This is a genomic window from Bradyrhizobium sp. P2_E8 (genome assembly GCF_056403875.1).
Genome location: NZ_JBFUES010000022.1, coordinates 1 through 19,694 on the forward strand (window position 1 = coordinate 1; position 19,694 = coordinate 19,694).

11 protein-coding genes are annotated in these 19,694 nt (G+C 65.4%); 3 read left to right on the forward strand and 8 right to left on the reverse strand.

All coding sequences use genetic code 11. The features are described from left to right. The first annotated feature begins 4 nt into the window (after positions 1-4). A complete protein-coding gene (locus tag AC1D00_RS02475; protein WP_477009543.1) occupies positions 5-322 on the forward strand; it encodes a polyhydroxyalkanoic acid system family protein in 318 nt (105 codons plus the stop codon). Between the two features lie 3 nt (positions 323-325). Here AC1D00_RS02475 and treY read toward each other — a convergent pair whose 3' ends face one another. From treY to AC1D00_RS02505, 6 genes are read right to left on the reverse strand one after another with little or no spacing between them, the layout of a single operon-like run. Continuing rightward, positions 326-3,112, reverse strand: coding sequence for a malto-oligosyltrehalose synthase (gene treY / locus AC1D00_RS02480; protein ID WP_477009536.1), 2,787 nt, complete (start codon positions 3,110-3,112; stop codon positions 326-328). Between the two features lies 1 nt (position 3,113). After that, entirely contained in the window at positions 3,114-4,865 is a 1,752-nt protein-coding gene (gene treZ / locus AC1D00_RS02485; RefSeq protein ID WP_477009537.1) for a malto-oligosyltrehalose trehalohydrolase, read from the reverse strand. Continuing rightward, positions 4,862-6,940, reverse strand: coding sequence for a glycogen debranching protein GlgX (gene glgX / locus AC1D00_RS02490; RefSeq protein WP_404553504.1), 2,079 nt, complete (start codon positions 6,938-6,940; stop codon positions 4,862-4,864). The genes treZ and glgX overlap by 4 nt, the downstream gene beginning before the upstream one ends. Positions 6,941-6,943: 3 nt before the next feature. Further along, positions 6,944-9,091 (reverse strand): 1,4-alpha-glucan branching protein GlgB, encoded by a 2,148-nt coding sequence (gene glgB / locus AC1D00_RS02495; RefSeq protein WP_477009538.1) that lies wholly within the window; start codon positions 9,089-9,091, stop codon positions 6,944-6,946. Further along, positions 9,084-12,377 carry a maltose alpha-D-glucosyltransferase gene (gene treS, locus AC1D00_RS02500; RefSeq protein WP_477009539.1) on the reverse strand — a complete coding sequence of 1,098 codons (3,294 nt, stop codon included), beginning with the start codon at positions 12,375-12,377 and terminating at the stop codon, positions 9,084-9,086. The genes glgB and treS overlap by 8 nt, the downstream gene beginning before the upstream one ends. A 12-nt stretch (positions 12,378-12,389) precedes the next feature. Next, entirely contained in the window at positions 12,390-14,336 is a 1,947-nt protein-coding gene (locus AC1D00_RS02505; protein WP_404553509.1) for a maltotransferase domain-containing protein, read from the reverse strand. Between the two features lie 204 nt (positions 14,337-14,540). Here AC1D00_RS02505 and malQ point away from each other — a divergent pair, with 204 nt between their 5' ends. Next, entirely contained in the window at positions 14,541-16,502 is a 1,962-nt protein-coding gene (malQ, locus tag AC1D00_RS02510) for a 4-alpha-glucanotransferase (RefSeq protein ID WP_477009540.1), read from the forward strand. Between the two features lie 30 nt (positions 16,503-16,532). After that, positions 16,533-18,335, forward strand: a complete 1,803-nt coding sequence (locus AC1D00_RS02515; RefSeq protein WP_477009541.1) for a glycoside hydrolase family 15 protein — start codon at positions 16,533-16,535, stop codon at positions 18,333-18,335. A gap of 4 nt (positions 18,336-18,339) precedes the next feature. Here the strand turns inward: AC1D00_RS02515 and AC1D00_RS02520 are convergent, their stop codons facing one another. Together AC1D00_RS02520 and AC1D00_RS02525 are read right to left on the reverse strand one after the other, a co-directional pair. After that, complete coding sequence (locus AC1D00_RS02520; RefSeq protein WP_477009542.1) at positions 18,340-19,152, reverse strand: HAD family hydrolase; 813 nt, start codon at positions 19,150-19,152, stop codon at positions 18,340-18,342. After that, positions 19,149-19,691: a gluconokinase gene (locus AC1D00_RS02525; protein ID WP_404553515.1), complete on the reverse strand. Its 543-nt coding sequence runs from the start codon at positions 19,689-19,691 to the stop codon at positions 19,149-19,151. Before AC1D00_RS02525 ends, AC1D00_RS02520 begins: the two co-directional genes overlap by 4 nt. Positions 19,692-19,694: the final 3 nt, after the last annotated feature.

The window sequence follows — 19,694 nt, forward strand, 5'->3', positions numbered from 1 at the left end:
GGCCATGTCAGCACCGCTTGTCGTTTCAATTCCCCATCGTCTCGGCCGCGAGGAAGCGGTGCGCCGGCTCAAGACCGGGCTTGGCCGCGCGGCCGCGAGCATTCCCGTGATGCAGGTCGAGGAGGAGCGCTGGAGCGGCGACAGCATGAGTTTTCGCATCCGTGCGCTCGGGCAGATTGCCACCGGCCAGGTCGACGTCTCCGACGACCAGGTCAAGGTGCAGGTCGTGCTGCCCTGGCTGTTGCAGCGCTTTGCCGAGATGGCGCAGGCGACCATCCGCAAGCGCGGGCAGTTGCTGCTGACCAAGGACGAGGGAAAGTGAGTTTCAGGCGCGCACGCGCTGCCGCGCAGGCCTGATGGCGCCCGCCGTGCGGGCCTCGATGACGGCCGCAGGAAAATCGCGGAAAGCCTGCGTGACCGGCAGTTCGTTGCCCGCAAGTCCCGGCGCGGTGTAGCCGGTGATGTCGATGGTGGCGTCAAAACCTTCGAGTGCGGGCCATTCCCGGCCGCCTTGCGTGAATGGCGCGAACAGCCGCCCAACCACGACGATCGCCGCAGCGCGGTCGTGGCGACGGGCGAAAGCGATGACATGATCGGCATGCGCGCCATGGACCTCCAGCGACTGGTAGTCGCCTTGCGCAAAAACGCCGGCGAGCTCGTTGCGCAGCTTGAGAAGGTGCCGCGTCCAGGCCAGCTTGATGCGGCCATCCGGCCAGGCCTTGATCAGGCTGCTCCAATCCGGACCGGACAGCGAACCCAGCGCCGTATCCCGCGCGGAAAAATCCACCGGACGGCGGTTGTCGGGATCGACCAGCGACAGATCCCAGAATTCGGTGCCCTGGTAGAAGTCCGGGACGCCCGGCAGCGTTGCCTTGAGGGTGAGCTGGCTCAGCGAGTTCAACGCGCCGAGCAGCGCGACGCGGCGCGCCAGGGTTTGCAGCGCCCCCAGGAATTCGCCCGACTGCGCAGGATCGAGGATCTTCGCGACGAAGTCTCGTAGTCCGGTCTCGTAGATCTCGTGGGGATTGAGCCAGCTCGTCTCTTCCTTGCCCTCGCGCGCGGCCTTCAGCGCGTAGGCCTGGATGCGCTCGACGAAACCCGCATCCGCCGGGCTCTGAAGCGGCCAGGCGCCAAGCAGGGTCTGGTAGAGCATGTATTCGAACGTTGCCGATGGCGCGCGCAGATTGCCGTGGAGTGCGAGGTGCGGTGCGTTCAGTACTTTCCAGCGTGAAACCGCGCTGGTCCATTCGCCGGGGATTTCGCTGAGTGCTGCGATCCTGGCGCGGGCATCCTCGTCGCGCTTGGTATCGTGGGTGGCGGTTGCCGTCATCCCCTGCGGCCACTCCCTGGCGCGTGCTCGCATGGCCTCGTGGAAGGCGGGAATGGTAAGGCCGGTGCTGGCGGGATCGCCGCCGACCTCGTTCAGCGCAAGCAGCCGGTGGAATTGGTAGAACGCGGTGTCCTCCAGCGATTTCGCCATCACCGGCCCGGTGAATTGCTGCACCTTCAGCGCGAGGCGGCGCACGCGTGGAGCACTGTGCGGGGGCCGGCCGGGCTTGAGCAGGTCCATGGTCAGGGCATCGCGCAGGAAGTCGAAAATGCCCTCGTCGGCGGCGAACCACTCGGCACGGGCACGCGCGATGGTGTCGTCGATCAGCTTGCGATCGTGCGCGGCCGGCGCGCTTGTCGTGAGATAGGTGCGATAGACCGGGAAATGCAGCACGTAGAGCTCGAGCGCCTGCCGCAGGCTGTCGGCCGAGAAGTCGCGGGTCGAGTAATGCCCGTTGGCGATGCGCGCGAGCAGGCGCGTCAGCACGATGAATTCGCTGGTGAGCAGCGTCTCCAGCACGCGCCGCTTGGCCTCCTTGACGTAAGGTGCAAGCCGCGGTGGGCGATTGCTGACTTGCCGCCAGGTCTCGTCCAGCGCTTCCAGCCCCTTGGCGTCGACCAGCACTTGCGTGATGACGTTCATCCATTCATAGCCGGTGGTGCCCTGGACGCCGGCGAATTGCGGCAGGCGCTCGTGCTCGCACAGGATCTTTTCGATCACGGTGTAGAACGGCTTGGTGTTGCCTTGCGCGTCGCGCACCAGCCGGCGCAGCCGCTGGCAGTACTGGGCGGGATCGCGCAGGCCGTCGACGTGATCGAGACGGATGCCCTGCAGCTTGCCGTCGGCAACGAGCTGCTTCACCAGCCGATGCGTGGCAGCGAACGTGCCGGGGTCCTCGACGCGCAGGCCGGCGAGCCCGTTGACGTCGAAGAAGCGGCGGTAGTTGATGTCGCTGGAGGCGAGCCGCCAGTGGCCGAGCTTGTAGTGCTGGCGTTCCAGCAGATGATGCAGCGCCAGCGTCTGCGCCGGACGGTCCTTGGCCGCACGATAGGCGGCGAGGCCGTGCGCGATGATGTCGGCCGCGCCCGCGATCTCCTTCAGCTCCGCCTTGAAGCCGGGGGCTTCCTTGCGGTTGGGCCGGCGCAGCCCGGTGTAGCGGGCCGCGAGCGAAAGCAGGCGCTTGCCGGCCTCCGTCTCGGCGGCATCGGCTTCCTTCACGAACATCCGCAGCATTTCGCCATAGCGCTCCGGGGCGATCGGCAGGCGATGCTCGAAATACCAGGCGGAAAGGCTGCCTTCCCCGGCATCGTAGCGCAGCTCGATGTCGCCGCGCTCCAGCGCCTCGCCATAGGACGAGCCGAGGATCGGCAGCAGCACGCCGCCGCGGGCGCGGTGGGGCAGCAGATCCCAGTCGATATCGAAGGCGACCGCGTGCGRCGAGGTCGGCCCCCATTCCAGCACGTCCAGCCACCAGGGATTGTCGGCAAAATGCACGCCGACATGGTTCGGCACGAAGTCGATGATGAGGCCTAGGTCGTTCTGCCTGAGAGCCTCGCTCAGCCGCGCAAAGCCGGCCTCGCCGCCGAGCTCCGGATTGAACTGGCTGTGATCGACGGTGTCGTAGCCGTGCGTCGAGCCCTTGCGCGCCTTCATCACCGGCGAGGCATAGAGGTGCGTGATTCCGAGCGATTTGAGATAGGGCACCACCGCGGCAGCCTTGTCGAAGTCGAAATCGGCGGTGAGCTGAAGCCGGTAGGTCGCGAGAGGAATGGCCGGAGGCATGTCAACCTCCGAGGCGCCAGACCACCGACCAGGGCGGAAGCCGATCGCCGGCCGCGCCGCCCCAGATCGGCGTGCCCGCGCTGTCAGTGGAAATGATCTCGTGATCCGAGAGATTGGCGAGGAGGCGCAACGTCGTGCCGTCACCCATGCGCCAATGCGCGCGGAGCAGGCCGCTATCGGCCGCCTCGGCGTCGCCGAAGCTCGCGCCTTTCAGCCGCGGCATGATCTCCTTGCGGCGGAGCGCGAGCAGGTCACGCACCAGCGCAAGTCGTGCGTCCTGCTCCGGCGTTCGGCCGCTCCAATCGAGCACGGCCGACAAGGGTGTTGCCGGATCGAGCGGGTCGGGCACCTCGTCGCCGTATTTCTCGTAAGCCCAGGCATATTCCTGCCTGCGTCCCTTGCGCACGGCGTCGGCCAGCCCGCCCTGGAAGTCGCAAAAGAACGGGAAGGGGACCTTCGAGCCCCATTCCTCGCCCTGAAACAGCATCGGCACCATCGGCGCCAGCAGCGTGACCGCGAGCGCGGCTTCGATCTGCCGTGGCGATGCCAGGCTTTCGAGCCGGTCGCCGAGCGGACGGTTGCCGATCTGGTCGTGGTTTTGCAGGAAGTTGACGAAGGTCGCCGGCGGCAGCTCGCGGCTCGGCTCGCCGCGGGGCTTCTTGCCCCAGAACTCCGAGATCTCGCCCTGGTAGACGAAGCCCGAGGCGAGCGCGCGTGCGAGATCCATGCGCGGCGTCTGGTAGTCGGCGTAATAACCGGCGAGCTCGCCGGTCAGCATCACATGCCAGACGTGGTGATAGTCGTCGTTCCACTGCGCGCGATATTTGCCGTTCGGCGGCTCCTGCGCGGCGTCGAGCAGGCTGGCGCGGTTGTCGCCGTTCTCCAGCACGAGATGGATGTGCCGTCCCGTGGCCTTGGCAAGCTCGCCGGCGGCGACGCTGAGGTCTTGCAGCATCGACTGCTCGCCGGGCATTGCCATGATGTGGTTGGCGGCATCGAGCCGCAGGCCGTCGAAACGATAGTCGCTGAGCCAGGACAGCGCGTTCTCGACCGCAAAGGCCCGCGCCTGCGGCACGCGATAGTCGATGGCGCTGCCCCAGGGGGTGTGCGCGTCGGTGAAGAAGCTCGGCGCATAGCGGCCGAGGTAATTCCCTTCGGGGCCGAAATGATTGTAGACGACGTCGAGGAACACCATCAGCCCGCGCAGATGCGCCTCGTCGATCAGCGTCTTCAGGTCTTCGGGACGGCCATAGGCGCTGTCGGGCGCATACCACAACACGCCGTCATAGCCCCAGCCACGGCGGCCGGCGAAATCGGCCAGCGGCATCAGTTCAAACGCCGTGATGCCGGTTGCTGTGAGATGATCGAGCCTGTCGATCATGGCGCGGTAGGTACCCTCCCGCGTGAAGGTGCCGACATGGCTCTCGATCAACACCGTCTCTTCCCATGGACGGCCACGCCAGTCGCGCGCGCGCCAGGCGAAGGCGTCATGATCGATCACCTCGCTCGGGCCGAACACGTCCTCGGGCTGGAAGGCGGAGGCCGGATCGGGCACGTCGATCTCGTCGTCGATCCTGAATTTGTAGGGACTGCCGGCGGTCAGGCCGGCGATCTCGGCCACATACCAGCCGTCCTGCCGGCGCTGCATCGCGTGCCTTCGGTCGAGCAGGAGATCGACGCGTCGCGCGCCGGGAGCCCACAGGCGGAACGACACGCCGTCCTTGGTCGGCCTCGCGCCGAAGGACGGCCTCATAGCGCCCCCGCAAAGGCGAGCACGGAGCGCGGCGGTGCCTTGCTGTCGCTCCCTGGCGGGAAGTCGATCGTGTTCAGCTTGGCATCGGTCGTGTTGAGGATCTGCTGCCAGCTCTTGTATTCGGTCATCTTGGGCAATTTGAATGCGATTTCTTCGGGGGCGGCGTTCAGGACGATAAAGATCGCGGCGCCGCCCGGTTCCATCGGCCCCATCACATAGGAGAGGAACCGCCCTTCCGGGAATTTCCAGTCGTTCTCCGTCATCTCTTCGCCGGCAGGCGTCAGCCACAATGCGCCGTAGGAGAGGCCGTCCTTGGGCCGGCCGTCGAGCCAGCGATGGCTGCGAAGCTGCGAGAAGCGGCGGCGGATGTCGGCGAGATCGGCGACGAAATCGACCATGTCGTCGCCGTCCTTGCCGAGGTTGCCCCAGCCGACCCAGCCGACCTCGTTGTCCTGGCAATAGGCGTTGTTGTTGCCGGACTGCGAATTGCCGACCTCGTCGCCGGCGAGAAGCAGGGGAACGCCCTGCGCCAGCATCAGGCAGGCCAGCACGTTCTTGCGAAGCTGGCGGCGCAAGCCGAGAATCGCGGGATCGTCGGTCGGCCCTTCGACACCGCAATTGTTGCTGTGGTTGTCGTTGGAGCCGTCGCGATTGTCCTCGCCATTGGCCTCGTTGTGCTTCTCGTTGTAGCTGAAGAGGTCGGCCAGCGTGAAACCGTCGTGTACGGTGATATGGTTGATGCTGGCGCGCGGCCGCCGGCCGTCGTGGTTGAACAGGTCGGATGATGCAGTCATGCGGCTGGAGATGTCGCCGATCAGGCTGCCTTCGCCGCTCCAGTAGCGGCGCATGGCGCTGCGATAGCGGTCGTTCCACTCCGACCATTGCGAGGGGAACGCGCCGACCTGGTAGCCGCCGAGGCCGAGGTCCCAGGGCTCGGCGACGAGCTTGACGGCTGCCAGCACCGGATCCTGCCGGATCGCGGTCAGGAACGAGATGCCGCGATCAAAACCGTTCGGCCCGCGTGCGAGCGTGGTGGCGAGGTCGAAGCGAAAGCCGTCGACATGACAGACCTCGACCCAGTAGCGCAGGGAATCCATCACCATCTGCAGCACGCGCGGATGGGTGAGGTTCACCGACGAGCCGCAGCCGGTGAAATCGTCGTAATAGCGCGGGTTCTCCCGGTTCAGCCAGTAATAGGAGGCGTTGTCGATGCCGCGGTAGCACAGCGTCGGGCCGAGATGGTTGCCCTCGGCGGTGTGGTTGTAGACGACGTCGAGCATCACCTCGATGCCCGCATCGTGCAGGCGCGCGACCGTGGTGCGGAAGGAATCGAGCGCGTTGTCCTGGGCGTAGCGCGCCTCGGGTGCGAAGAAGGACAGCGTGTTGTAGCCCCAGTAATTGGCGAGCTTCTTCTCGACCAATATGCGATCGTCGACGAAGCTGTGGATCGGCAGCAGCTCGACCGTGGTGACGCCAAGCTTCCTCAGATGCTCGATCATCGCCGGCGAGGACAGGCCGCCATAGGTGCCGCGCAAATTTGGCGGAACGTCGTCGCGCTTCTGCGTCAGGCCCTTGACGTGGGCTTCATAGATGATCGTGTCTTCCCATGCGATGTTGGGGCGGATCTCGCGCCGGCCCCAGTTGAATGTCTCGTCGACCACGACGGCTTTGGGCATGCCGCGCGCATTGTCGCGCCGGTCGAACGACAGGTCCTCGCGCGGGCTGCCGGTACGGTAGGCGAAATGCGCATCGCTCCAGACCAGCCGTCCGGCGAGCCGCTTGGCATAGGGATCGAGCAGCAGCTTGTTGGCGTTGAAGCGGTGGCCGTGCTCGGGCTCGTAGGGGCCGTGCACGCGATAGCCGTAGAGCTGGCCGGGCGAGACGTCGTTGAGATAACCGTGCCAGACGTCCTCGGTCCTTTCCGGCAATTCGATGCGCTCGAGCTCGCGGCGGCCCTGCGTGTCGAACAGGCAGAGCTCGACCTTCTGTGCGTTGGCCGAGAACAGCGCGAAGTTGGTGCCGCGTCCGTCCCAGCTTGCGCCGAGGCGTGCGGGCGATCCAGCAGTCAGGCGCATCGGTCAGCTTTCCGGAACGAGGAAGATCGCGGCGAGCGGCGGGATGGTGAGGCGGAGTTCGGGCGTCTTGCCGTCAACGGCATGAACCTCGCCGATGTTCCCGACATTGCTGCCGCCATAATGGGCGGAGTCCGAGTTCAATACCTCTTTCCACTTGCCGGCAAAGGGCACGCGAACGCGATAGTTGCGATAGACGTTGGGGGAGAAGTTGACGATCACCAGACAGCGCGCGTGCGCGTCGATCCCCTTGCGCAGCCAGGCGAACACGTTGCGGTTCGCGTCATCGGTGATCAGCCATTCGAAACCGGCCTGGTCGCAGTCCATCTGATGCAGCGCCGGCACCGCGCGATAGAGCCGGTTGAGATCGCGGATCAGCGCCTGGATGCCGGAATGATACTTGTATTCGAGCAGGTGCCAGTCGAGCGACCGGTCGTGATTCCATTCGCCGCTTTGCGCGATCTCGGCGCCCATGAACAGCAGCTTCTTGCCGGGATGGCCGAACATGAAGCTGTAATAGGCGCGCAGATTCGCAAAGCGCTGCCATTCGTCGCCGGGCATGCGGCCGAGGATCGAGCGCTTGCCGTGCACGACCTCGTCATGCGACAGCGGCAGGATGAAGTTTTCCGAGAAGGCGTAGTGCAGGCCGAACAGGATCTCCCCGTGATGATGCTTGCGGTGAATGGGATCCTTGCTGATGTAGTTCAGCGTGTCGTGCATCCAGCCCATGTTCCACTTGTAGCCGAAGCCGAGCCCGCCGAATTCGACCGGGCGCGAGACCTGCGGCCATGCCGTGGATTCTTCTGCCGCCGTGGTGGCCTGCGGAAAGCGGGCGAACAGTTCGGTGTTGAAGCGGCGCAGGAAATCGATCGCCTCGATGTTCTCCCGTCCGCCATACTGGTTCGGAATCCAGGCGCCGGGCGGACGGCTGTAGTCGAGATAGAGCATGGACGCGACGGCATCGACGCGCAGGCCGTCGATCGCGTAGCGCTCCAGCCAGAACAGCGCGTTCGACACCAGGAAGTTCGTCACTTCGGTGCGGCCGTAATTGTAGATCAGCGTGCCCCAGTCGAGGTGCCGGCCCTGGAGCGGGTTGGCGTGCTCGTAGAGCGAGGTGCCGTCGAAGCTGCCGAGCCCGTGCGGATCGTCCGGGAAGTGACCGGGCACCCAGTCGAGCAGCACGGCGACGCCTTCGCGGTGGCAGGCGTCGACCAGCGCGGCAAAATCCTCCGGCGTGCCGAACCGGCTGGTCGGCGCATAGAGGCCGGTCGGCTGATAACCCCAGGAGCCGTCGAACGGGTGCTCGCTGACGGGGAGGAATTCGAGATGGGTGAAGCCCATGTCGCGGGCATAGGCCGGCAGCTGCTCGGCCAGCTCACGGTAGGTGAGCCATTCATTGTCGCCCTTGCGCCGCCACGAGCCGAGATGGACCTCGTAGATCGACATCGGCGCCGACAGCGCATTGATGCCATCAGGCGCCGGGCGCGGCCGCGGCAGGTGCGCCTCGTCGAAGACGATGGAGGCCGTCTTCGGCCGCACCTCGCTCGCAAACGCCAGCGGGTCGGATTTCAGCGGCAGCAGATGGCCATGCGGGCCGATGACCTCGAACTTGTAGTGATCGCCGTTCTTCGCATGCGGAATGAACAATTCCCAATAGCCGGCACCGCGCACCCGCATGGGATGGCGCCGACCGTCCCAGAAATTGAAGTCGCCGACCACCGACACGCGACGCGCATTCGGCGCCAGCACGACGAAGCCGATGCCGTCGATGCCTTCGAGCCGCATCGGATGCGCGCCGAGCTTGTCGTAGAGGCGCTGATGGGTGCCTTCGCCGAGCAGATAGAGGTCGAAATCGGTCAGGATCGGTGGAAAGCGGTAGGCGTCCTCGAACTCGACGACGTTGTCGCCGAATTTGGCGCGCAGCTGGTAGTGCTTCGAGCCGTTCGGCAAGGCGCCGACGAACAGGCCTGCGTCGTGGACGCGGTCGAGCCTGGCGACCTCGCCGTGCTCGCCGACCGCCTCGACATTAGAGGCCTCGGGCAGAAACGCGCGCACCACGCTCTTGCCGCCCTCGGGGTGCAGCCCGAGATAGTGGAAGGGGTCGGCGTGGCGGCCCTCGATGATCGCGTAGGCCTCGGCTGGCAGTTTAGGCATGGGCTTCGCTCTCGGCATTGGACAGAATGCGAAGCAGTCCGGTCAGCGGCGCATGGAGCCCCTCAGGCCGGTGGGACAGCTCGTACTCTACTTCGTCGAACGCTTGATCAAGCAGGAAAAACCTTAACAGGCCTTCCGCGGACTGCGGAGCTTCCGGCCACAATCGCCGATCGGTCACGGCCTCGCGATAGGCGGACAGGAAGGTCGTGGTGGCGCGCACGCGCCATTCGGCGAGCGCGGCCACAAGCCGGCTCTGCTCGTCGGTACCTCCTGAAAGGGCCCGGCCAAGCGCCGCGTTAACCGAAAGATGGATCGAGCGGATCAGGCCGGCGACGTCGCGGGCGGCCGGCGCCTTGCGCCGCCTGTCGGCCAGCGGCAGACGCGGGTCGCCGTCGAAGTCGATGATGAAAATATCGTCCTTCACGATCAGAATTTGCCCGAGCCGGAAGTCGCCATGATGACGGATGTTCAACCCGTCGATGTCGGATGGCAAGAGCGCATTCAGGCGGTCGGGCAGGCTCGAGCGCACTGCCGTGAGCTGGTCGATCAGCGGCCGGTCCGCTTCCCGCAGGCCGTCGCGGCTGTCGGCCAGTCGCTCGAAAACCCGCTCGGCGCGTGCCTTGAGGTCGGAGACCCAGTGTTTGACATGGGCGGAGCCGATCGGCTCCGGAGCGAGTTCATCGGGCGTTGCCGCAGCCAGCGCGACATGCAGCTCGGCGAGGCGCCGGCCGATCTGCGCGATGAAGTGCAGGTAGGGCGCCTGCTCCTGGGTCTCGCGCGGCGCTTCGTCCGCCCGGAAGACGCGCTGCTCGTCGATATAGCGGTCGAGATAGCCCGTGGTCACCGCCCAGCCGTCGCCCTGGTTCTCGACATAGGCGTGCAGCACGCCGAGCGTGCTGCGCTGATCGCCCTCGACCAGCTCGACGCTGCCGAGCAGCGCCGGCGTATTGGCAAAGCGGGCGATCTCGGTGAGGTAGCGGCCGATCTCGATCTCGGGATTGGTGCCTCCTTCGAGCTGGCGATAGATCTTGGCGACGTATTGGTTGTCGACCAGCGCAGTGCTGTTCGACTGCTCGATCGCGCGGATGCGTTCTGGCTCCTTGATGGTGTAATCGGCGAACCGGCTGGTCGCCTTGAACTCGAGCCGCAGATTGTTCTCTTCCACCACCAGGTTCTGCGACAGGTTGCGCAGGAACAGGCCGATGAAGATCTGGTCGGTCGCGACGTCGAGCAGCGTGCCCTCGCGCGCACCCTGGCGCACGGCGGCGAGCGCCCTCGGATTGAAGCGCTCGCGGTCGAAGCGCACCCACTCGATCTGTAACGGCATCACGTAGCGTGTCGCCCCGTCTTCCTGCTTGGTCTCGAAGAACGCGATCCAGGGCCGGTTGTCACCGATGTCGCAGAACGGCACCGCCGAGGTCAGCGCGGTCTCGATTTGCTTGGGATTGTGCTCGGGATACCATCTCGTCCGTGACAAGAATCCCGGCAGCACGTCGCGTTCGAAAACACCGCGCTCGCGGGCGAGAGAAACCCAGTTCGAATTCACCGGTACGACCAGCGTCTCGAACTCCGGCACCGCTCGCGACGTCACCGGCTCGGACTTGTCGCGCTCCATGAGCTGGAACCAGTAGAAGCCGTACGGCCCCAGCGTGATCATGTAGGGCAGCTCGCCGATTGCCGGGAAGCGGGTGCGGCCGAGCATCTCCTGCGGGATGCGGTCCTTCCACGGCGTCAGATCGAGCTCGGTCGCCTGCGCCGCCCGCGAGAGGTTGGCGACGCAGAGGATCACCTCGTCGCCATATTGCCGGACATAGGCCAGCACGGCGCGGTTGGCGGGGCGGATGAAGGTCATGGTGCCGCGGCCGAAGGCGAGCGTCGACTTGCGCACCGAGATCAGCCGCTTGGTGGCGCTGAGCAGCGACGACAGGCTGCGCGACTGCGCCTCCACGTTCACCGATTCATAGCCGTAGACCGGATCCATGATCAGCGGCGCATAGAGACGGGCCGGGTCGCAGCGCGAGAAACCGCCGTTGCGGTCCGGGCTCCACTGCATCGGCGTGCGCACGCCGTTGCGGTCGCCGAGATAGATGTTGTCGCCCATGCCGATCTCGTCGCCGTAATAGATGATCGGCGTGCCGGGGAACGACAGCAGGAGCGAGTTCATCAGCTCGATCTTGCGGCGGTCGTTGTCCATCAGCGGCGCGAGGCGCCGGCGGATGCCGACATTGATGCGGGCGCGGGGGTCGTTGGCGTAGGTGGTCCAGAGATAGTCGCGCTCGACGTCGGTGACCATTTCCAGCGTCAGCTCGTCGTGGTTGCGCAGGAACAGCGCCCATTGGCAGCTTGCCGGAATGTCCGGCGTCTGGCGCAGGATGTCGGTGATCGGGAAGCGGTCCTCCTGCGCGATCGCCATGTAGATGCGCGGCATCAGCGGGAAATGGTAGGCCATGTGGCACTCGTCGCCACGGCCGAAATATTCCTGCACGTCCTCCGGCCATTGATTGGCCTCGGCCAGCAGCAGCTTGCCCTTGGAGTAGGAATCCAGCTCCTGGCGCAGACGCTTGATGATCGCATGCGTCTCCGGGAGGTTCTCGTTCGAGGTGCCCTCGCGCTCGCACAGATAGGGAATGGCATCCAGCCGGAAGCCGTCGACGCCGGCGTCCAGCCAGCGCTTCATCACCTGGATGAGGGCGCTGACCACGCGCGGATTGTCGAAATTGAGGTCCGGCTGGTGCGAGAAGAAACGGTGCCAGTAGAAGGCGCCGGCCTCGTGATCCCAGGTCCAGTTCGACTTTTCCGTGTCGGTGAAGATGATGCGCGTGCCCTGGTATTTCTGGTCGGTGTCGCTCCAGACATACCAGTTGCGGGCGCTCGAGCCCGGATGGCTGCGGCGCGCGCGCTTGAACCATTTGTGCTGGTCCGAGGTGTGGTTGACGACGAGCTCGGTGATGACGCGCAAGCCGCGCTTCTGCGCTTCCTGGATGAAGCGCTTGAAGTCCTTCATCGTCCCGAAATCGGGATTGACCGAGCCGTAATCCGCGATGTCGTAGCCGTCGTCGCGCCCGGGCGAAGGATAGAACGGCAGCAGCCACAGCGCGGTGACGCCGAGCTCCTGGAGATAGGGCAGCTTCTCGGTCAGGCCGGCGAAGTCGCCGATGCCGTCATGGTTGCTGTCGGCAAACGCCTTGACGTGGAGCTGGTAGATGATGGCGTCCTTGTACCAGAGGTCATCCACGATCTCGGCAGCCTCAATCTTCTTGGTGTCGACGGAAGACAGAACATTCATGGCGCTCAGCCTTTACGCCAGGCAGCGGAACAGCAAAGCCGGATCGCGGTCGGGATCGATACGCAACCTGATCCCGCCCCATTCGATGCGGGACTGTTCGCCGGTGAGGAGATTTTCGAGGGCGGTGACGTGGCGGCGCTCGCCGCCGACGTCGATGGTGAGGTCGCCGAGCGGCAACCAGAATTCGCGCACATGGCGCGAGAGTGCGATGGCGGCGACGACGGTGTTGACCGGGTCGGTCGCTTCCTTGACGAAGGCGATTGTCTCGCCGTCCTCGATGCCGAGAAACCGCAAGTTCGCCGTCTGCTGGAGCGCCGCATTGTCGTTGCGGATGCGGTTGAGCCCGGCGATGTAAGGCTTGATGTTGCCGGGCTTGTCCCAGTCGCGCTGCTTGATCTGGTATTTCTCGGAATCGAGATATTCCTCATGGCCGGGGACGGCTTCGTGCTCGAGCAATTCGAAGCCGCTATAGATTCCGTAATTGCCCGACAGCGTCGCGGCCAGCGCGAGCCGTGACTTGAAGGCCCAGGCTTCGCCGCTCTGCAGATGATAGGGCAGCAGGTCGGGCGTGTTCGCGAACAGGTTCGGGCGATAGAAGTCGCGTTCGGGATAACGCGTCAGCTCGCCGAGATATTGCTCCAGCTCCCACCTCGAGGTGCGCCAGGGGAAATAGGTGAAGGACTGCGCGAAGCCGAGCTTGGCGAGGCCTTTCATCAGTTTCGGCCGTGCAAACGTCTTGGAGAACAGGATCACCTCGGGATGCCGGCGGCGGATGTCGCGGATCAGCCACTCCCAGAACGGAAGCGGCGCGGTATCGTGATTGTCGATGGCGAACATGGTGACACCATGGTCGATCCAGAACAGCATGGCGTCGCGGAACGCGTTCCACAGCCCGGCCCGGTCGACGGAGGCGAAATCGGGGATGACGATGTCCGAATAGGGGCCATCCGCCGTCCGTACCGAACGGTCGGGCCGCCACTTGAACCATTCCGGATGCTGCCTCAGCCAGGGATGGTCCGGCGAGCATTGCACGGCGAAGTCGAGCGCAAGCTCGAGGCCGTATTCGAGGCAGGTCGCGACCAGCGCGCGGAAATCCTCGATGGTGCCGAGCTCGGGATGCAGCGCGTCGTGTCCGCCCTCGGCGGCGCCGATCGCATAGGGCGAGCCGGGTTCGCCCTCGGTGGCGACGGGTGAATTGTTGCGGCCCTTGCGCCTGTGATGCCCGATCGGGTGGACCGGCGTGAAGTAGAGCACGTCAAAGCCCATCGCGGCGATATCGGGCACGCGCGCGATGCAGTCGCGCAGCGTGCCGTGCCGGCCGGGGATCCGGCTCTGGCTGCGCGGCATCATCTGATACCAGGCGCCAAAGCGCGCCTTGTCGCGGTCGGCGATCAGCGGGAACGGCGGCGAGCGGGTGAGGTCGGGCCGCAACTGGCTCTCGGCCATGGCGTTGCCGAGCTCGGTTGAAAGCAGCGGGGTGACATCGCCGGTCTGAAGATAGTCCTCGCATTGTCTGACAATCACCGCCGCGGCGTCTTGCCGCGCGCCATGCGCCTTGGTCAGGAGCCCGGCGCCCTCGATGGCGTCGAGGCTGACATCGGCGCCGGACAGTTGCTTGCGCGCGACCGCGTGAGACCAGGTCGCGAACTCGTCGGTCCAGGCTTCGATCGCGTAGACATATTGGCCGGGCTCGACGGGCGTGAACGCGCCGGACCAACGGTCATTGCCGTGATGGATCATCGGCTCGCTCCGCCATTCCCGGTCCTGCTCGCGTCGCCAGATCAGCGCGGCGCCGATCACAGCCTCGCCGTCGCGGTAGATGTCGGCCCACACCTCGACGCGCTCGCCCGCGATCCGCTTCACGGCGAAACGGCCGCCGTCGATCAAGGGATAGACGTCTTCGATGAGGAAAGCGCTGCCGGCTGCGGCACTTTCGACAGTTTGAATTGTCTTGTTCACGGTGATGCCATTGACAAGAAAGCAGGGCCCGTTTCCCTTGCCGGGAACCTACGCTTGATACCTATATAGAAAGCCGCTTGTGTGTCATTAGTTCCCCCTGGGAACGGCAGGCCCTGTTCGTGAGTTGCCCCTGACTAACGTCTTCCGCCACCTCGTTAAAATCCCCGCCCCCGGCCAAACAATGGCCTGCAAGCTGCGTGCCGAATGGATCTTTTAGCTCAAGCCCAGATCAAGGGTGTTCAGTCCGAATTCGTCGACGCCCTCGGAAAGCTGCGGGTCACCGATCCCGTGGCCCTCAAATCCATCCTCGACGCCCTGCCGGAGAAACGGGTCTATCGCTTCGTCAGCGGGCCCGTTGTGGTTCGCGCCCTGGGACATCCGCGGACGGAATTGGCGGCCACCGGCGCGCCGCCGCTGCAATGGAAAATCGCCGGCAACGGCAATGTGATCGCACAAGGCGCTACGCGCGAGCCTGTCATCGCCTGGCCCGCCGGCCTGCCGCTCGGCTATCACCGCTTGACGCTGACCGATGCCGAAGGCGTGACCGAAGAGGTGCCGATGATCGTGGCGCCCGAGCGCGCCTTCGGCGGCGATTTCGACCGCGGCTGGCTGCTCGCCGTGCAGCTCTACAGCGTCCGCTCGAACCGCAACTGGGGCATCGGCGATTTCACCGACCTCGCCGACCTCGTCCGGCTCGCAAAACAGCTGGGGGCCGACGGCGTCGGCCTCAATCCGCTGCACGTGTTGTTCGACGACCACCCGGCCGATTGCAGCCCCTATTCGCCGAACAGCCGGCTGTTTCTCAATCCGCTCTACATCGACGTCGAGGCGATCCCGGAATATTCCGCGGACCTCGTCCCCGATGCGGCCGCGACCGCCGCGCGGCTGCGCGAAGGCGACCGGGTGCCATATGCGGATATGGCCGCGCTGAAATGGCTGGCCTTGCGCGCTGCCTTCAACAGCTTCGTGACGAGCGCGAGCGGCGTCCGCCGCAATCAGTTCGACGCCTTTCGCGCGGATCGCGCGCCGCTGTTGTCCCGTTTTGCCTGCTTCGAGGTGCTGCGGCATCGCTTCACCGGGCCGTGGTGGGAATGGCCGCCCGAGTGGCGACAGCCGGACGCGACAAAATGCGCCGAGCTGCGCAACGGGCCTGACAAGCGCGAGGTCGAGTTCGTCGAATTCGTGCAATGGACCGCCGATAGCCAGTTGCATGCGGCCAAGGAGCTGGCCGGCCAGCTCGGCATGCGGGTCGGGCTTTATCTCGACGTGGCCGTCGGCGTGCAGTCAAATGGCTTCGATGCCTGGAACGAGCAGACGGCGATATCGCGCCATCTCGCCGTCGGCGCGCCGCCGGACGTGCTCAACACCGTCGGGCAGGACTGGGGCCTTGCCGGCTTCAACGCCGGCGGCTTGGAGGCGCAATCCTTCGTGCCGTTCGCCGACATGCTGGCCGCCTCGATGCGTCATGCCGGCGCCATCCGGATCGATCACGTGCTCGGGCTGAAGCGGCTTTATCTCGTGCCGCGCGGCTTCAAGCCCGACAACGGCGCCTATGTGCAGATGCCGTTCGAGGCGCTGCTGGGCGCGGTCGCGCGCGAGAGCGCGGCCCATAAATGCATCGTGATCGGCGAGGACCTCGGCACGGTGCCGGAAGGTTTCCGCGAGACGATGCAGGATTTCGGCATCTGGTCCTACCTCGTCATGATGTTCGAGCGCGACGATGCCGGCCACTTCCGCAACATCGACTATTACCGGCCGAACGCGCTGGTGACGCTGAACACGCACGACCTCTGCACCTATGCGGGTTGGCGCTCCTTCAGCGATCTCAAGATGAAGCTGTCGCTCGGGCTCGATCCCGGCGAAAACGACCAGGCGCGCTGGGATGCGCTCGGGGCGCTCGACGAAATCCTGCGCCAGAACGGCATCAACGCCAACGATCTCTATTCGGTGCTCGCCTTCCTGTCGCGCACGCCGTCCCGGCTCCTCGCGGTGTCGATGGAGGATCTCTTGGGTGTGATCGACCAGCCAAACATCCCCGGCACGATCGACGAACACCCGAATTGGCGCCAGCGCCTCCCGGTTACGCTCGACAAGATCGCCGCCAAGGTTAATCTTGCGGCTTTGAAGGCTGCGACGCGGGAACGTTCACTGTCCGGCGGGAGTTGACGCGCCGGAAATTTCTCGGGCTCGGAAACATTGTCTCAGAGGATCGAGGACTATGCGCTGATCGGCGATTGCGAGACCGCTGCGCTGGTGGGGCGCAACGGCTCGATCGACTGGCTGTGCTGGCCCGCGTTCGATTCCGATGCCTGCTTTGCCGCAATCCTCGGCACGCGCAGGAACGGCCGCTGGCTGATCGCGCCGGGCGAGGAGGCGACCCGCACATCGCGCCGCTACCTCGGCAACACTCTCATCCTCGAGACGCGGTTTGAGACCAGGAGCGGCATTGTCGAATTGATCGACTTCATGCCGCCGCGCGGCAAGGCGTCAGACATCGTGCGGCTGGTGCGCGGCGTCAGCGGCACGGTGAAGCTGCGGATGGAGCTCGTGATCCGCTTCGGCTTCGGCGTCGATATTCCCTGGGTGCGCCGTTGCAAGGACGGCTCGCTGCTTGCGGTCGCCGGCCAGGACATGACCGTGCTGCGCACGCCGATCGAGACCCGGGGCGAGGACCTGACGACGGTCGCCGAATTCGAGGTGAAGGCCGGCGAGACCGTGCCGTTCGTGCTGACTTACGGCCCCTCGCATCTCGATCCGCCCGCGCCGATCGACCCGGAGATCGCGCTCCAGGAGACCGAAAAATTCTGGCAGGACTGGTGCAGCCGATGCACGCGGGACGGCGAGTATCACGATCTCATCATGCGCTCGCTGATCACGCTGAAGGCGCTGACCTTCGACCCGACCGGTGGCATCGTCGCGGCGCCCACGACCTCGCTGCCCGAGAAGCTCGGCGGCAGCAGGAACTGGGACTACCGCTTCTGCTGGCTGCGCGATGCCACCTTCACGCTGCTGGCGCTGATGAACTCGGGTTACACCGAGGAAGCCTCGGCCTGGCACAATTGGCTCTTGCGCGCCGCCGCCGGCTCGTCGGCGAACGTGCAGATCATGTACGGCATCTGGGGCCAGCGGCGGCTGCTGGAATGGGAGGCGGGCTGGCTCGACGGCTATGAGGGCGCCAAGCCGGTGCGCATCGGCAATGCCGCGCATGCGCAACTCCAGCTCGACGTCTACGGCGAGCTGATCGACGCCTTCCACCAGTCGCGCATGGCGAAGCTGAAACTCGATGACGAGAGCTGGGCGCTGGAATGCGCCGTGCTCAACCATCTCGCCGAGGTCTGGGACCATCCCGACAACGGCATCTGGGAACGGCGCGGCGAGCCGAAGCACTACGTCTTCTCCAAGGTGATGACCTGGGTCGCCTTCGACCGCGGCATCAAGAGCGCCGAGACCTTTGGCTTCAAGGCGCCGCTGCTGCATTGGCGCGCGCTGCGCGAGGCCATTCATCGCGACGTCTGCAACAAGGGCTTCGATGCGGAGGAAAACGCCTTCGTCGAGTCCTACGGCTCAAAGCTGCTCGACGCCAGCGTGCTGCTGCTGCCGGCGGTCGGCTTCCTGCCGGCGGAAGACCCGCGCATCCGCGGCACCATCGCGGCCGTCGAAAACCACATGATGCGCGACGGCTTCGTGCTGCGGCACGATCCGCGCGAAATGTCCGAGGAAAAGCAGCCGATCGAGGGCGCGTTCCTCGCCTGCAGCCTGTGGCTGGCCGATGCACATGTGCTGGCCGGCGATCTCGACAAGGCGCAAATGCTGCTCGACCGCGTGGTCGGCATCGCGAACGATGTAGGCCTCTTGGCCGAAGAATATGATTCAGGCGCCCGGCGCCAGACCGGCAATTTCCCACAGGCCTTGACCCACATCGCGCTGATCAACACCGCGCACAACCTGTCGGCGGCACGGCAGGAGAGCGAGAAGCCGGCGGTGCAGCGGTCGAAGTAGTGACTTAGCCAACCCCATTCAGTTTCAAAATCATCTCCATCGCCTCGGCAAAACCGTCCTGCTCGTTGGTTGCGGTGACGTGGGTGGCCTGGTCCTTGACGCTGTCGGTGGCATTGCCCATGGCGATCGAGACGCCGCTGACGCGGAACATCGCAAGGTCGTTCTGCATGTCGCCGATGGTGGCGACCGCGTCGGTGGAAATGCCAAGGCGCTTGGCCATCGCCTGCACGAAGGTGCCCTTGTCGAAGCCGGGCGGCGTGATGTCGAGATAATAGGTCTGCGAGCGCACCGCGGTCGCCTCGCTGCCGAGCGCCTCCTGCATCGCCTTTTCGCAACGCTCGAGCCCGGCGGCGTCGGCGCTGGCGCCGACGATCTTGCAGGCGCTGGCGAGGTACGGCGAAAAATCCGTCACGATGGTCGGGTCGGAGCGGATGGTGTGCCGCTCATGGGCGACGTATTTGCCGCTGGGGTTGTCGATCAGCCATTTGTCGGTGGTGAAGAGCCAGATGTCGGCGCCGAACTCCCGGAGGATCTGCAAGGACCGCTCGGCGGCGGCTGCGGGGATGAGGTGCTGCTCGACCGGCCTCATCTCGGGATCGACGATCGAGGAGCCGTTGAACGGGCCGACCGGCAGCCACAGYGCGAGCGGCTCGATCAGGAAGCGCATGCCGATGGCGGGACGGCTGGAGGTGATGGTGAAGCCGATGCCGGCCTGGTGCAGCCGCTGCACCGCGGACCTCGCACGTTCCGTCAGCGTCTTGTCCTTGGTCAGCAGCGTGCCGTCGACGTCGGACACCACGAGAGAGATTTGCGTCATGGCAGGACCTTGGGTATTGCGCCGCCCAGTTTCAATTGCCGCACGACGCCGTCCACGATCGCCTCGACGGTTTCGTCGATCGAGACGGTGATGACGTGCTCGCTCGCCTCCGGGGCTTCCAGCGTGTTGAACTGGCTCGTCAGCAGCCCTGGCGGCATGAAGTGGCCCTTGCGGTGTGCGAGCCGTTCGGCGATCAGCTCCTTCGTGCCCTTCAGGAAGACGAAGCGGACGTCGTCGCGCCCCCGCAGCAGCACGTCACGATAGGTGTGCTTCAGCGCCGAGCAGGCGATGATGACGTGCTGGCCGCTCCTGCAGACCCGTTCGATCTCGTCGGCGATGGCGTTGAGCCAGGGCCAGCGGTCCTCGTCGGTGAGCGGATGGCCGGCCTTCATCTTCTCGACATTGCTGGCGGGATGAAAGCTGTCGCCGTCCTCGAAGCGCCAGCCGAGCCGCTCGCCCAGCGCCTCCGCAACCGTGCTCTTGCCCGAGCCCGACACGCCCATCACGATCAACGCACAAGGTGCTTCAACGCGGCCCACGAA